General features: G+C 42.4%; 12 protein-coding genes. 4 read left to right on the plus strand and 8 right to left on the minus strand.

What is annotated here, in order from left to right; all coding sequences use genetic code 11:
• Positions 1 to 676: 676 nt before the first annotated feature.
• The gene (locus V7K98_RS05970) at positions 677 to 1822 is read left to right on the plus strand and encodes a SpoIID/LytB domain-containing protein (protein ID WP_335019902.1); all 1146 of its coding nucleotides are present in this window, start codon (positions 677 to 679) and stop codon (positions 1820 to 1822) included.
• A 352-nt stretch (positions 1823 to 2174) separates the two neighbouring features.
• Here the strand turns inward: V7K98_RS05970 and ilvN are convergent, their stop codons facing one another.
• The gene (gene ilvN / locus V7K98_RS05975; protein ID WP_335019903.1) at positions 2175 to 2693 is read right to left on the minus strand and encodes an acetolactate synthase small subunit; all 519 of its coding nucleotides are present in this window, start codon (positions 2691 to 2693) and stop codon (positions 2175 to 2177) included.
• 346 nt (positions 2694 to 3039) lie between these two features.
• On the opposite strand from ilvN, the gene V7K98_RS05980 reads away from it, so the two are divergent.
• The gene (locus V7K98_RS05980) at positions 3040 to 3399 is read left to right on the plus strand and encodes a phospholipid-binding protein (RefSeq protein ID WP_335019904.1); all 360 of its coding nucleotides are present in this window, start codon (positions 3040 to 3042) and stop codon (positions 3397 to 3399) included.
• 217 nt (positions 3400 to 3616) lie between these two features.
• On the opposite strand, the gene V7K98_RS05985 is transcribed toward V7K98_RS05980, so the two are convergent.
• Both V7K98_RS05985 and V7K98_RS05990 read right to left on the minus strand, forming a co-directional pair.
• On the minus strand, positions 3617 to 4564 hold the full coding sequence (locus tag V7K98_RS05985; protein ID WP_335019905.1) for an alpha/beta fold hydrolase: 948 nt from the start codon (positions 4562 to 4564) through the stop codon (positions 3617 to 3619).
• 302 nt (positions 4565 to 4866) lie between these two features.
• Positions 4867 to 6375 carry a UbiD family decarboxylase gene (locus V7K98_RS05990; RefSeq protein ID WP_335019906.1) on the minus strand — a complete coding sequence of 503 codons (1509 nt, stop codon included), beginning with the start codon at positions 6373 to 6375 and terminating at the stop codon, positions 4867 to 4869.
• A 965-nt stretch (positions 6376 to 7340) separates the two neighbouring features.
• Between V7K98_RS05990 and V7K98_RS05995 the strand changes: the two genes are divergently transcribed.
• Positions 7341 to 9032 carry an NAD-binding protein gene (locus tag V7K98_RS05995; RefSeq protein ID WP_335019907.1) on the plus strand — a complete coding sequence of 564 codons (1692 nt, stop codon included), beginning with the start codon at positions 7341 to 7343 and terminating at the stop codon, positions 9030 to 9032.
• Here the strand turns inward: V7K98_RS05995 and V7K98_RS06000 are convergent.
• From V7K98_RS06000 to V7K98_RS06010, 3 genes are all read right to left on the minus strand, one after another.
• Positions 8985 to 9137, minus strand: a complete 153-nt coding sequence (locus tag V7K98_RS06000) for a hypothetical protein (protein WP_335019908.1) — start codon at positions 9135 to 9137, stop codon at positions 8985 to 8987. The genes V7K98_RS05995 and V7K98_RS06000 overlap by 48 nt on opposite strands.
• Complete coding sequence (gene def, locus V7K98_RS06005; protein WP_335020001.1) at positions 9134 to 9664, minus strand: peptide deformylase; 531 nt, start codon at positions 9662 to 9664, stop codon at positions 9134 to 9136. The genes V7K98_RS06000 and def overlap by 4 nt, the downstream gene beginning before the upstream one ends.
• Before the next feature lie 104 nt (positions 9665 to 9768).
• Complete coding sequence (locus tag V7K98_RS06010; protein WP_335019909.1) at positions 9769 to 11019, minus strand: HhoA/HhoB/HtrA family serine endopeptidase; 1251 nt, start codon at positions 11017 to 11019, stop codon at positions 9769 to 9771.
• A 164-nt stretch (positions 11020 to 11183) separates the two neighbouring features.
• Here V7K98_RS06010 and dnaA point away from each other — a divergent pair, with 164 nt between their 5' ends.
• Positions 11184 to 12566, plus strand: a complete 1383-nt coding sequence (gene dnaA / locus V7K98_RS06015; protein ID WP_335019910.1) for a chromosomal replication initiator protein DnaA — start codon at positions 11184 to 11186, stop codon at positions 12564 to 12566.
• Positions 12567 to 13217: 651 nt separating this feature from the next.
• Here dnaA and V7K98_RS06020 read toward each other — a convergent pair.
• Positions 13218 to 15191, minus strand: a complete 1974-nt coding sequence (locus V7K98_RS06020) for a caspase, EACC1-associated type (RefSeq protein ID WP_335019911.1) — start codon at positions 15189 to 15191, stop codon at positions 13218 to 13220.
• Positions 15192 to 15196: 5 nt separating this feature from the next.
• The gene (locus V7K98_RS06025) at positions 15197 to 15592 is read right to left on the minus strand and encodes a sugar ABC transporter permease (protein WP_335019912.1); all 396 of its coding nucleotides are present in this window, start codon (positions 15590 to 15592) and stop codon (positions 15197 to 15199) included.
• Positions 15593 to 16005: the final 413 nt, after the last annotated feature.

Below are 16005 nucleotides of genomic sequence, written 5' to 3' on the forward strand. Positions count from 1 at the left end.
AGAGTTTATGAATAGTAACACTAAACCCAAAACTAAAATCTCAGATCGCAAAATTGGAACTATATTTCATACTAAGATAGTATAGTTTAGCGCTGCGAAGGATTAATTTTAAATAATCATCAAAAGAGTTTATGAATAGTAACACTAAACCCCAAAATAAAATCTCAGATCGCAAAATTAGAACTATATCTCATACTAAAATATGGTTCAAGAGTCTGTTTATGTTGCCCGAAAAATTTATTAGAAATTAGTCTCAGTATAACCACTATAAATGCAGCAACTTGCTTAATAGATCCGTATTTTTACTGAAAAATAACTAATTACATATTTACTTTATAAATTCCGGTGTACCTTTTTTGTTGAAAGGTGAGAAAACTAGGGATAAACTAGTAGTCCACGAACCAAATATTGACACATTGACGGGTGTAAGTTCGTGAAAAAAAGGTTAAAAATTGCCAGTAACATTACTGCTAACAACAGTTGCTCAAGGGTAAAATCACTGACTCCTTCACCGAATTTTAAATTTTCGATTGAAGATTTCTACCTGATAGCTAAAGCAAAATGCATAATTAGTAGGAGGTGGCAACCTCCTGCGTTGGAGAACTGTCTCATCTTAAAGTAGTAGACGCGATAATCCAGAGCGTCAATTAGATACTAGTGTGATTAGATGATCGGTATGAAATTCCAACTTTACTTAGGCTCTTTATTTTCCCAGATTAAAGTACGTCATTGGTGGGTAAGTGTCCTCTTATGGATTGCTTTGGTTGCCCCCGCCCAAGCGTCTGTAATTCTGCGCGTGGCAATTGAGAGGGGCGTTAATCAGGTAAAAGTGGGCAGTTCCACTACTGGGATCGTCAAAGATAGTACCGGGCGGACTCTGGGACAGTTGCCAGCAATGAGTGCATATTATGCCCAAGCGATTCCTGGGGGAGTTGCTTTAGATAAGTGGCAGTCTGGTTTATTTTGGATTGAGCCAACAGGTAAAGGATTCGTTTATATTGGCGATCGCTGGTATCGTGGTAGAACTCTGGTTGTTCCCACAGAAAAAGGCTTAACGGCTGTTAATTGGGTTGACGATCAAGAATATCTCTACAGTGTTCTCGGTGGCGAAATGGATGCTAGCTGGCCCCAAGAAGCTCTAAAAGCCCAAGCGATCGCAGCCCGCACTTATGCTCTTTACGAACGAGAAAAACAACGGAATAATCCCGTTTTTGATTTAGGCAATACCCCCGATCGTTGGCAAATTTACAAAGGTGTCATCAGTGAAGCTCCTGCTACTTACGCCGCAGTAGATTCCACACTAGGGCAAGTACTAACTTACAAAAACCGAATTATTCTCTCAGTCTTCCACGCTTGTTCTGGAGGACACACCGAAAACGTAGAAGATGTTTGGGGAAGCAGCGAGCCTTATCTGCGGGCTGTTCAAGACTACGATCAAAATATCAAGGAGTGTAACTGGGTAAAAACCTTCTCGCCCAGTGAAATTAGCGCTAAATTTCCTGGAGTGGGCAGTGTGACGGCGATGACTCCAGAGGCATACTCACCTTTCCGCAGTGTTAAAGTCTTAAAAATTGTCGGTAACAAGGGCACAAAGGTGCTACAGGGCGAGGAAGTGAGAACAGCCCTGAGACTAAAAAGTACCCGGTTTACCGTTACCAAGGGAGCTGATGGTAGTTTTGTACTTCAAGGGCTTGGCTACGGCCATGCTTTAGGTATGAGTCAGTGGGGAGCGTACAATCTGGCTCGGCAAGGAGTAAATCACCTGCAAATTTTGGGACATTATTATCAAGGTGTAGCCCTAACACCAATTCAGGCAAAGTAGTCTACTTCTGTACTTATAGCAACCGCCTTGTCGGTTGCTATAAGTACAGGAAACGCTTTGACACTCTCAGTCACTTTAGTGCTGAGAGTGTCAACTAAGTTCCCAACTAAGGAACGTGGATTAAATAAAATGTAAAACTTTATCCTGTCTCTAGCTTCCCTCTCCTTTATAAGGAGAGGGATTGAGGGTGAGGTAAGCCGGAGATATAAACTGTATGTTATTTAATTCTTATTCCTAACTAAGTTGGTAAAAATAAACCAACTTATTATGTTATAAAACGCAAACAACCTTAAAGCCCTCACTAATGACAAAGGAGAGCCTTTGCCATTTAGCTTTAATTGCACCGATCTACTTAAACTTTTGCTTCCAAAGACTTGAGTAATTCGGTATTCACACCCGATTCACGAGTCAGGGCAATTTTGCCAGTGCGCGCGATTTCTTTCAAACCAAATTTTTGCAACACTTGCACGATCGCTACCATTTTACCAGGATCTCCCACAACTTCTAAGGTGAGAGAATCTTCCGCCACATCCACGACTCGCGCCCGGAAAATCTGAGACAGTTCGATCACTTCTGAGCGATTGCTGGTACTAGCATTCACCTTCAAAAGCATCAATTCCCTCTCTACGCAAGGGATTTCGGTAATATCCTGTACCTTTAAGACATTGACTAACTTGTATAGTTGCTTGGTGAGTTGCTCGATCACGCGATCGTCACCAGGTACAACCATTGTAATTCGGGAGACACCTCCCTGTTCAGCAGGGCCAACAGCAAGGCTTTCAATATTAAAACCACGACGGGCGAATAAACCAGAAATGCGGGAAAGTACACCCGCCTCATCTTCTACAAGAACTGAAAGGGTATGTTTCATCTTCGCCAATAGAGGCTAGAGCAGGAATTGAGTAACGCAAACATTAGTACTGTTTTGCAGAATTCACTCATTCAAAATTCAAAATTCTTTGAGTTTTAAGCTCTTGACATTTTGTAAAATGTATGTTGATTTCTGGACTAACGTACTATTGCACTAATTATCAGTGCGACCTTTCATTGTAAACTCATATAGTTACATTCATTGCATTCTCTTGAGATAAATTGGGCAGAAATTATCCTCCAAAGAAGAATTTTATTGAATGGATCTCTCTTCCTTGGTAGATGCGGCATTTTTGTAAAGCTTTTATAGTCAGATTTGATAAACCTTTAATAGGAGAAAAGTTTGTATGGGTTGGTTACAAAGATTATTTGGAATGGAAAAACCTGAAAATGCAGAAGTAAATCCTACTCCACAGTCAATAGCGCCAGATACTAGTAGTAATGTTGAGACTGAATCCATCCCCCCAGAACGTCTGGGATTGAGTGGCGAATATGACCAAAGTGGGTTGGCAAAGCGGGTAGCGTTGGCCTTCGATCAAGATGATCAATTGGATGATGTTGATACCCTCTGGGTTGCTCAAACTGGTAGCACTGTGGTGTTGAAAGGTAAAGTTCCCAGTCAAGAAATTCTCGATCAGATGGTTTCTGTAGCTGGTTCTGTGAATGGTGCTACAGATGTTAACACGGATCAAGCCACCATTGGCTAGGCATTAATCACAATAGTGGTAAAGGTATTGGCTGGTGCGATGCCTACGGCGGGCTACGCCTACGCTCCCATTGGATAATTCTCGTTGCATAATATTTAGGAAGTAAGGAACGTAGATTAAATAAAATGCAAAACTTCATCCTGTCTCTAGCTTCCCTCTCCTTGTAAAGGAGAGGGATTGAGGGTGAGGTAAGCAAGGGACATAAACTGTATGTTATTTAATTCTTATTCCTAAGCAAAGGTTGGCGGGCTACGCCTACGCTAACCCATCTCTCAATCCAATCTAAAATAGCTTGGTTAACTAGTTCGGGGCATTCATCATGGGGACAATGACCCACGTCTTCTAAATTCAGCACTTCCAACATTTGGTTGTACTGGGCGAATCGATTAGCCAAGGCTGGAGGAACAAACCGATCCTTTTGTCCCCAAATTAACAACATCGGAATTGTTAAGGTTGGTAATACTGTCTTGACACTGGGACTAAAGTTAACTCCGATCGTAGCTTTGAATAAAGCACTAAAAGCCCTCGCCGAACCTCTGTCTTGGGGAGGGCCAGCTAAAATATCTATGAGTTCATCGGTAATCGCCTCTGGGTTAGCGTAAGCAAGACTTGCCCAGCGACGCAGCACCCCTGGACGGCGCACGAAGTTAAACAAAGGTTTCAGAATCAACGGCGAAGCAACAATATTTTTAATTGCTCTGACAAGTGGTTGCAGCACAGGCGGGATTGCTTCTTGCTCTAGTGAAGGGTCGGGTAAACTCATCATCACCATACCCAGCACCATATCGGGGTGAGTGGCTGCGGCAGCCATAGAAATCAGCGAACCGTTAGAATTACCGATTAATATTGCTGGTTGACGGATAAATGTTTTCCAAAAGTCATAAACCTGTTCAACCCAGAGTTCGATGCTGTAATTAGCTGCGGCTTTTTCTGAAGCACCGAAACCCAGCATATCGATGGCGTAAACAGTGTGATTTTCAGCCAACACTTCTAAATTATGTCGCCAATGACCAATAGAAGCACCAAAGCCATGTAACAAAATCAAGGGTGTTGTCTTATGGTTATTTTGGGCGGCGCGAATGTAAGTATAGCGAGTTTGCCAGCCCCGCCAAACCCAATCCCTTTGATTACCAACCCGCTCTTGCCAGTGTAGTGTAGTTGTCACAGTCTCCTTTAATTTTTCAGCGTGAAAATACTATAGCGGTTCTCAGTTGAGTAGGTACTGAACCCCACCCCCAACCCCCTCCCCGCAAGCGAGGAGGGGGCTATGATGTAACTCGTATGATTAAGAAACGCTATATTATGGGACTTACGCACTGTACAAAATAATCATGTTGTGCATCAACGTAAATACGTTATTTCAGGTTTTTATTAATCATTCATTGATCGTAAATAGACCCACTTTGTAGGGGCAATTCATAAATTGCCCCTACAACTGATCTATGTCAACTCTATGTCAACTACACGTTATCTCATATCATAGCCAAACAAATTTGGGTCTACTTCTCCTAACTGCAACTCTGCCAAACCATACTCTGCCCATCGTCTCTCTACCATCGCCGCCACATCTGGGTCAGATTCTAAAGGCGAACCCCATTCATGATCTGTTTCTGGCGGAATCTTTGTAGTCGCATCAATTCCCATGCGTCCACCTAAGCCAATTTTTTCACTAGCAAAATCCAATGTATCAAAAGGTGTATTCGGCAAAATAAATACATCCCGCACTGGGTCAACTTTAGAACTAATCGCCCACACAACTTGACGCGGATCGCGAATATTTATGTCTTTATCCACAACAATTACAAATTTGGTATATGTAAATTGCGGTAAAGCACTCCAAAATGCTAAAGCTGCCCGTCGCGCTTGTCCGGGATATGCTTTATCAATGGAAATAATCGCTGCTTTATAACTCAAGGCTTCCATTGGCAGGAAGAAATCGACAATTTCAGATACTTGTTGGCGCAGTATGGGCGTATAGATGCGATTTAGCGCGATCGCCATCATCGCTTCTTCTTTCGGTGGACGACCGCTAAATGTTGTTAAGTAAATCGGATTTTTTCGGTGCGTCATACACTCAAAGCGTACCAATGGCGAATCTTCCACGCCGCCGTAATAACCCATGTGATCGCCAAAGGGCCCATCTGGCAAAACTTCCCCTGGTGTAATCGTTCCTTCCAAGACAAATTCCGAATCTGCGGGAACTTCCAAATCAACAGTTTTACACTTTGCCAACTGCACACCAGAACCCCCGTATAGTCCAGCAAACAGCCATTCTGATAAATCTACAGGGATGGGTGTAGCAGCTGCCATAATAATTAGAGGATCTACACCAAGTGCGATCGCAACTTCTAATTTCTTCCCACGTTCGGCTGCTTTTCGCAAATGCCTTGCTCCACCTCGCACCGATAACCAGTGAACCGTCATCGTGTTTTTAGATTGGAGTTGCAAGCGATACACACCTACATTTGGTGTACCCGTCTCACAATCTTTAGTAATTACCAGTCCCAGCGTAATAATCTTGCCAGCATCACCAATATAAGGACGTATCAAAGGCAACTTATTTAAATCTAAATCATTACCTTGAACCACAACTTGCTGACAAGCGGGGAAAAAGTCCCGTCCTGGTTTTGCCTTCAGCACATCAAACAGTACTTTTCCAAAATCTATCGCCTGGGAAATCTTCTTAGGTGGTTTTGGCTGTTGCAGCATACTTAGTTTTTTCCCCAGAGTTTCCAACTCCTCTGGACGCTGCATATTCATCGCCCAGCAAATCCTTTCCACAGTTCCCATCAAATTCACCGCCACAGGGAAGGAAGCGCCTTTAACGTTTTCAAACAACAAGCCCGGGCCACCTTTTTGCAGCATCCGGTTAGAAATCTCAGCAATTTCTAATTCTGGGTCAACTAAAGCGGAAATCCGCCGTAATTGTCCCTTATCTTCCAGAATTTTAATGAATCCCCGTAAGTCTCTCGCCATTGTTTTAATAAAGCTGATTGTTTAAGAAGTGTGAAGCGCTTTCTTATATTATGGGGCATTGGGAATTGAGCATTGAGCATTGGGCATTGGCCGTAAATAAAACTCTTTCCCATTCCCCATTCCCCATTCCCAATTTACGAAATTATTGGTTTTAATTGGAAATTAACCTATTTGATAACTTTTCTTAACTGTATTTTCCAAAGTATTTAGTTATTCTATTTGGGGATACGCAATTATTTTTGATAAATAAGCGCTAATCTAATCAAACATGGCCGGAATATACTATACCTTCCTGGCAGGCGGCTTTGTTATATAGCCCCTGCCAGATTTATTTGTTACAAGCTTTACATAGCCTTGGTTTTAGATGTTTATTAATTTTTGTGAGTACGTTAGTAGAGGCGCACAGATGTGCATTGGTGTCAGATGAAACCCAAGCGAATGGAATGAGACTGTTGACGAATTCATCAGGAATATAACTCACTCTTGCCCAAGACTTCTCAAACTTTCAGACTGCAAGGGACTTCCAAATAAAAAAATATCCAACTATTTATTGTGGGGTGGGCATCTTGCCCGCCTTTGTATATGAGCGGGCAAGATGCCATTGGTGTCAACTTAACGTGAAACCCTTGTAAAAACTGAATATTGAGTTCACTCACCACTCATTACGATCCGCGTTACCCCACCCTAACCCTCCCCTTATAAAGGGGAGGGAACCGGATTTCTTGTTTCCCCCCAATATATCGGGGGGATTAAGGGGGGTAAAATGGCTGTGGGACAAAGCTTTGAGCTTAAGTTGACACCAGTGGCTTTTCGGCCCACCCCACAAGATTGGGTAATTTATTTGTTGGAAATCCCCAATTAAAAACAACCGTGTTGTCAGCTACAGTTATATTCCAGCAAAATAAGCAACAATATTGATGAATAACTAGAAATGCAGCCCTAACTATAAAAGATGCTGCCGTTTCATGAAACCCAGAATTATTGTTTGTGGCTTAGGACGTACCGGATATAAAACCTTTCGTTTGCTGAGACATCAGGGGGCCTTCGTTGTTGGCATTCATCACCAATCTATCCCTGGCGAAACGGCAGGAGATGTGATTGTTGGGGATTTACAAGCAGCTTCTACCCTAACAGCAGCAGGAATTCAGCAGGCAGATACTTTAGTCATTGCCGGATCTAAAGATGCCCTGAATTTGTCTATTATGATGCAAGCGCGGGTGCTGAATCCCCAGATTCGGATTATCAACCGTTTTTATAATACAAATTTAGGGGAGCGCCTAGATCAAAGTTTGCCAGACCATTTGAGTATGAGTGTTGTCGGATTAGCAGCACCCGTATTCACCTTTGCAGCACTGGGAAACCGAGCGATCGGACAAATCAAATTATTTCAGCAAACTTGGCCAATTCACGAAGAATACATTGATGAAAACCACTTCTGGAATGGTCTAAAGCTGAGTGAATTGTGGGAAGATCGATCGCGGATGCTAATTTATTACTTGCCAGTAAAAGGTGAGATGGATTTGGTGTCAGCTGTTATATCTGGACAAGAGATCCAAGTAGGCGATCGCTTAATTGTTGGTACACAACCCCGCATCCGTTCCCCCCGAAGATCGGTAATTAAAAAACTGCTGAAAGTCCTCACCAATTTTAGGCAGTTTCAGGAACACGGGCGATCGGTATTAATGGGTGCTGTTGTACTATTGGCAGTTATTGCGATCGCTACACTCACCTATATGTCGGCTGAGTTGAGCTTGTCTCCTGTCGATGCCTTATATTTTTCTGTAGGCATGATTACAGGAGCAGGTGGTAATGACAAAGTAGTAGAAAATGCTCCTAACAGTATTAAGTTATTTACTGTTGTAATGATGCTAGTTGGAGCAGTGGTGATTGGTATTTGGTATGCAATGCTCACCGATTTTGTCTTAGGAAGCCGCTTTAAGCAATTTTGGGATGCAGCCAGAATTCCCCAGAGATATCACTACATTGTCTGTGGCTTGAGCGGTATTGGGGTGAGAATTATCCAGCAACTCCATGCCAGTGGACATGAAGTTGTAGTAGTTGAACCTGACTGCAATAACAAATATGTAAACACCGCCCGCGAACTCGGTATTCCAGTCATTCAGGGCGATGCCAGCTTTCGCACAATACTTAAAGCCAGCAATATAGATTCTGCTGCCGCAGTGCTTGCTGTTACTAGCAATGATGCTACCAATCTAGAAATTGCCCTTAAAGCCAAAGGCTTGACACCCAGCATTCCGGTGATTGTTCACTATGGCGATCCCGATTTTGCCGGCATAGCGCAACAGCTATTTGGCTTCGAGGCCGTACTGAGTCCGGCTGAACTAGCAGCCCCAGCTTTTGCTGCTGCTGCGCTAGGAGGGCGCATCCTTGGTAATGGCATCACAGCCGATAGTCTTTGGGTAGCTTTTGCAACTGTGATTACACCTTCACACGCTTTTTGTGGTCAGTGGGTGAAAGATGTAGCTATGTCTACTGATTGCGTGCCTTTGTACGTAGAAAAAAACCAGCAAACATTTCACGGCTGGGATTTATTAGAAACTAACCTCAGTGTTGCTGATGTTTTGTATATGACAATGCCAGCGACACGGCTATATCAATTGTGGCGCGATGAGCAAGTTTGCGAAACACACGCTTAAATAAATTGGGCATTGGGCATTGGGCATTGGTAACTTCTTCCCCATGCCCAATGCCCTGTTCCCCATGCCCAAAAACTCCATCCCCTTGTGAGTGGAGTTTTTCATTTGTTAACTACTCGTTCTTGATATTCCTGCTCGGTAATCATATCGAGAGTGTTTTCTAGGCGATCAACAAATACGATGCCTTCGAGATGATCGTACTCGTGTTGAAAAATCCGAGCGATAAAATCGGTTAATTCTTGCTTTTGTAAATTGCCTTGAGAGTCGGTGTATTCGACTTCAATAGATTTATATCGAGGAACTAACCCCCTAATTCCTGGAACACTTAAACAACCTTCCCAATCTTTGACAACTTCAGTTGAATGAGCAATGATTTGGGGATTAATCATTGCAGTAGGTTCCATTTCTGGCGCGTTGGGATATCTGGCATTGGGATGAGAAGCCACAATAAATAAACGATAAGATTGTGCTAGTTGAGGTGCAGCAATTCCCACACCGTTAGCTTTAGCAACAGTGGCAATTAAGTCTTCAATGAGTTTTTGGATATCCTCGTCTTGAATGTTCTCAACCCAAACAGCTTTTTGGCGCAATGTTGGATTGCCTAATTGAATGATTGGCGCTAATTCAGTCATTGGCAAACTTCTTTTGAGAATGGGGAATGGGGCATTGGGCATGGGGCATGGGGCATTGGGAGAGTGGAGTATTTCAGTTGTTTTTAAAATGACAAATGACAAAATTATCCTTCACGTTTGACGGGCAAAGTAGCAGGTTGGACTCCTACTTGGACAGTTTGCCCATTGCGTTCCACTTCTATTGGTAAGGTAGTACCGATTTTGCTGTTTTCGACTAGCTTTTGTACTTGATCAATTTTAGTAACAGGCTGGTTATTAATGCTTTTAATCACATCACCGACTCTTAGCCCAGCCACAGAAGCAGGCGATCGCGGCACAATCTCAACTAGTAAAACGCCGTCATCTGATGTAATATTTAAGCGATCGCCTGCTTTATTTTTTATTCTTTCTTTAATTTCTGGTGTCAGTGTCACCATCTGCACACCCAAATAAGGATGATCTACCTTGCCTGTAGCAATTAATTGTTGGGCAATTTTTTGCACCGTGTTAATAGGGATAGCAAATCCCAAACCTTGAGCGCCACGGATAATAGCTGTGTTCATCGCTATTACCTGTCCACGAGCATTAAGCAATGGGCCACCAGAATTGCCAGGGTTAATTGCAGCATCCGTTTGGATGTAATCAACCCGCTTGTCACTAGCACCAATATCAGAACTAGAACGCCCTGTGGCACTAATAATCCCAGAAGTGACGGTATTATTCAAGCCTAAAGGGTTGCCAATAGCTATTACTGCCTCTCCTGGTTGCAAAGCATCAGAGTTACCTACAGCTAGGGTTGGCAGATTATTAGCGTCAATTTTAATCGTAGCTACATCAGTTACCGGATCTTCACCCAAAACTTTGCCATCAAAAGTTCGGCCATCTTTGAGTGTGACAGTCACGGTATCAGCACCATCTACCACATGAGAATTGGTCACAATTTGACCAGAAGAATTAATAATAAATCCAGAGCCGCTACCCCGCTCTACTCTTTGTTTAGACTGTGGCGCTGCGTCTCCAAAAAACCGCCGGAAAAATGGATCGTTAAATTCGTCTGGTACGCGAGAAGTGATTGTTCGGGAAGAATCAATGCGAACTACCGCAGGCCCTACTTGTTGTACTACTTTTACCACAAAATTAGGATCTCCAGACGATGAAATAATTGGCGGGGGGACAATTACTGGATTGGGTTCTGTTGTCTGTTGAGCTTGAGTCTCACTTTGTCGAGTCTCAAAAGTCCTAGCAGGTAGAACAGAACAGCTTCCCAGGAACACCACTGTTACCCCATATAAGAGTATCCATAACCTCTTGGGCAAGCGTCTGCTATCAACACTATCAACATTATTGGGTACTAAATCATGGTTTGTTGTCTTCATGTGTCGTTGCTTCTCCGTGTCAGTCAGTGGATGTTAGGATCTTGCCTACTGGGTATGTCCCAAAATGATTACAACTTAAAAGCTTATTCTAGGTCTAGTGTGTGTCAATGCTAAATTGATGCCTTCTCTTCTATTGTGACGATTAGCCGCAAAGGTGGTGGATAATGGAAATTCCCATAGAAAGTCTGTGGAGTCAGGTACTAGAGCGCCTACAGCTTGAGTTATCCCGGCCTACCTTTGAAACTTGGATAAAAACTGCTAGCGCGGAACGATTAGAAAACAATTGCTTGGTTATTCGCACTCCTAACCCATTTGCTCGTAATTGGTTACAAAAGTATTACATCAATACCATTGCTCATGTAGTACAAGATATTCTCGGTCATCCTGTAGGAATTTACATTACTGTTGCTCAAGGTGATGAAGTTTCTCATTTTAGTGAACGAGAGGTTTCTTGGGAATCACCAAATCCTAGCAGTATTCCTGAAGCTGTTCCTCATCATAATCATAAAACTACCGAATTAAACTCTAAATATGTCTTTTCCCGATTTGTAGTTGGTGCTAACAATCGGATGGCTCACGCTGCTTCTTTGGCAGTTGCAGAATCTCCAGGTAAAGAGTTTAATCCTTTATTTTTATGCGGTGGAGTTGGTTTAGGTAAAACTCATCTGATGCAAGCTATTGGTCATTATCGCTGGGAAATTTCGCCTAATTGTAAAATATTTTATGTTTCTACTGAGCAGTTTACTAATGATTTAATTACAGCAATCCGTAAAGATAGTATGCAAAGTTTTCGAGAACATTACCGGGCTGCTGATGTTTTATTAGTTGATGATATTCAGTTTTTAGAAGGGAAGGAATACACCCAAGAAGAATTTTTTTATACTTTTAATACTTTACACGAAGCTGGTAAACAAGTTGTGATTGCTTCCGATCGTCCTCCTAACCAGATTCCGAGTTTGCAAGAACGTCTGTGTTCTCGCTTTTCTATGGGGTTAATTGCAGATATCCAAAAGCCGGATTTAGAAACGAGGATGGCAATTTTGCAGAAAAAAGCCGAGGATGAAAATATTCGTCTTCCCCGCGATGTAATTGAATATATTGCTTCTAACTATACTTCTAATATTCGAGAACTAGAAGGAGCTTTAATTCGGGCGGTGGCTTATATTTCTATTTGGGGCTTGCCGATGACGGTAGAAAATATCACCCCAGTTTTAGAACCGCCTAACGAAAAAATGGCAGCTACCCCAGAAGCTATTTTAAAGGTTATAGCAGATAATTTTGATATTTCCATAGACGACCTTAAAAGTAATTCACGACGGAGAGAGATTAGCTGGGCGCGTCAAATAGGGATGTATCTCATGCGGCAACACACATCTCTGAGTTTGCCGAGAATTGGCGAGGAGTTTGGTGGTAAAGACCATACAACGGTAATCTATAGTTGCGATAAAATTACTCAACTCCATCAGAGCGATCGCACTTTAGCACAAACAATCCGCCAACTGAGCGATCGCATCAATCTAACTAGCCGTTCTCAAAAACCATCCTGAAGATGTCTTTTAAGTTTTCCACAACCTGCGCTGCGATCGCTAGCTTTGATGGCTGAATAATTAAGCAAAAATATTAAGTAAGGTATAAAAATTGATTAAATTTAACTTATATTGTGGAAAAATCTAACTTTTTGTAGATAAATCCGTGGATAACTTGATATTTTGCTGATAAAACTTAATTAAGTATAATTACTTCGTGGAAAAATATCTGACTTTTTCCACAAGTTTTCCACAAGGTAAACTTGCTTAATATCATATCCCAATACGCTTGGGTGATTTGTGAAAATTCGCGGTGTCCAGCTCCCCGACTTCTTCGAGAAGTCCGGGATCTAACTTTTCACGAATGATTTAGGACTGCTATAGTTACATTTAAAGCTTATAATTCTGTAATTATTCGATTTCCCAGTAAAAATTTATGATCTCTAGTAGTCTGTCAAGTTTAAATTGATGGGTAAGAAGGTTCGTAGTAAGGACTTCAGTCCTTATTTTCTAAGCACTCTAAGCACTTTAGTGCTTACTACAAACTTTTCATTACTAGCTTGACAGACTACTAAGCAGGATTCTAAAAATCGCTAAAAAAATTTTATTGCGCAGAGCGCGAGACAAAGAAGAAAAAAAGCGAAGAGGGCAAAAGGATAAGAGTGTAAAGGGCTACTGAGTCCTGAGAGGCGCAGCAACCACAACCCGAAAACCCACGTAGTAGTTGCTATAGTCACGCGCGCTCCAGTTGCGAAACGCCGAACGGCAGAACCCCGGATTGTAAATCCACGAACCACCACGCAGCAGCCGCTTATCATCATTACCCATCCAAGCGCTGCCGTTGTTTGGCGCTTTACTATAATTTTCGTGCCAACCATCCTGGCACCACTCCCATATATTACCATGCATATCAAATAAACCAAAGAGGTTTGGTAAAAATATTCCGACATCTGTTGTTTGCTGACGATATTCACCCTCTGACCCAGAATTATAAGTGTAGTTACCGTCATAATTCGCTAAATCAGTGGTAATCGTCTCACCAAAATAAAATGGGGTAGTCGTTCCTGCACGACAGGCATATTCCCACTCTGCCTCACTAGGCAAGCGATAGGTCTTCCCAGTCTTGTTAGACAATCTGGCACAAAATTCAATTGCATCATCCCAAGAAACACACTCAACAGGTCGATTAGCGCCTTTGAAGTTCGATGGTTCGGGATTTAAATCAATATTTACCTTTTTCAGCGCAGCTACAATAGCCCATTGGCTTTGTGTAACTGGAAATTTCCCCATGAAGAAGGGTTGAACGGTGACGGTGTGCTGTGGACTTTCAGAATCTTGTCTTTCTGGTTCATTCTCTGGGGAACCCATTAAGAATTTTCCACCAGGAATTGCAACCATTTCCAGAACTACAGCATTACCCAAATTTTCTGAGAAAAACTCGGCTCGTTGCTGACTGCTGTTGATTGGTTCTCCTTTAGTATTTACCGTCACCACCTCAAACTCAAACTGATTAAGTGGATTTTGTTCTCTCAGAACAGGCTTTGGTTCTATGGCTACAGTCGGTTTTTGCTGACCAATAATTCGTTCTTCTATTGAAGCTACATCTTCATTCCTCAGCCCTAAATATTGCTGATAATCTCTCAAGTCATTAAATGTAGTTTCGCTTAGGGTTGTTTCATCTGCGATTGCCTCAAGCAGCGTTGCTTCATATTCTTCTAATTTGTGCTGATACTCTCGATAAGGTTGTTGAACTTCGGCTTTGATCGCATCGGCAACTTCCGGGGTAAGTTTTAATTGGAGGCGTAGCGAATTTAGCAGACGACGGGCGGCTACGTTAAACTTGCCGCGATTGATGCGGCGTTCCACTTCCTTACGATACTTCAGTTTGGGGTCATCTTTAGGAGACTTTGCCAGCAGAATCTTATGACCTTCTTCAACCGGGTAAAATTTGGGAGTCATTGCTGGCGCGGCTTCTTGCACTTTTGTACTGGCATATTCATGCAGTTCATCAATGGAAATCCAGCCATCGGTATCTTTATCGGCTGCGCCTGTTTCAATACCTTCAACCAAATAGCGGGTGTAAATGGAGAGTTCTGAGCCTTCTTGCTCAAAGGAATATTGGGTAGAAGTGGAAGAAGTGAGAATTGCCCGACCTTTACCGCCTAATTGCTCTTGCACATTTAGACTACCATCACTCTTGACTGTCATACCTTGGGTAATTGCCCCACTAAAGCAACAGTCTAGAATTACAACTTGTCTTTGCGATCTACTGTCATTAATATTGTTGTGCAAAAAACTAGCTGCAACTGCTGAGGACTTTGCCAGCTTGCCGTTTATTTTTTTAGTAGCACGACTTGACAGGTATAGTTGCCCTCTATCATCTTTAATTCCATGCCCAGAAAAATAAAATAACAGCAAGTCATCCTTCTGGCGATTGTTGAAAAGGTTTTCGATAGCCTCTTCTATTTCTTGCCGTTGGGAATCTTTCAGCACCGTAATATCTGATGGAGCAAAGCCACCCATTTCTGGGTTGACTAACACTCGCTGCATCGCCTCAACATCTTTGACAGCAGCTGGTAGCGGTTTTAAATCTTTATCCTCATAATCGTACTCACTAACTCCTATCAGCAGTGCAAACTTAGCCATTATTACTATTTTGTATCTTTTGTCTTGTTCACAAAATCCTCTGCTAGCTGCCGAGCAAATTCTAAATCTTCTCGACTACTGGCTTCTAGGTTCAGTTCTCTGCCGTCTGTTGCTTTGACTACCAGCTTAATTGTTTTGTTGCCCAATGCTGTACCCAAAAACCCAAACAAAGGTTTGATAAAGGCTGGATTGACTATAGCTTTTAATGCCCCCAACTCAAAACCCCCGAAAGCCTTTGAACCTTGGGGGGCTTCTGTAACTGCCACTAAATCTGCATTTTCTACTCCATCAACTTCTTTAATCTGTGGCAGCAAGTTCTCGGCTTCTGCTTGCAACTCCTCTTCGTCTAAACCCAGTTCAGAGAGTGAAATAGTCACCTGAACATTAGATGTGGTTGCCATTATGAAGCATCTCAGTGGTGTTAACAGTGTCTCTGATAGATTGTAATATTTTTTGAGCTATAGATATTACACCAGGCGAAGATAATTTACGGGGACACAGACAAAACCCGCCTTTTCTATGGAAGGCGGGTTAAAAACTTTGATTTCTGCAAGCTGCACACTCGTGACTTCCAGTCATGAGTTAAGCAATCCATATTCTGATACACTATATACATAGCGAAAACCAAGTTAACAGAACCACGACAACTAAAGATATGGGGTTCTACTGAGAAATGGGTACATTGTGCCGCATCCTTGTAGTAGGTAAAATCTTTAAGGTACTGAGGTTGAACATACTTTTAAGATAGTTGTTCAAAAGTCGCCGCCGGTGCGTCGGAGACTCATCAAAACGCCTGTGGAGAACCCATAAGACC

Origin of the sequence: Nostoc sp. (assembly GCF_036917435.1) — a bacterium.
In the GTDB taxonomy this organism is placed as follows: domain Bacteria; phylum Cyanobacteriota; class Cyanobacteriia; order Cyanobacteriales; family Nostocaceae; genus Nostoc.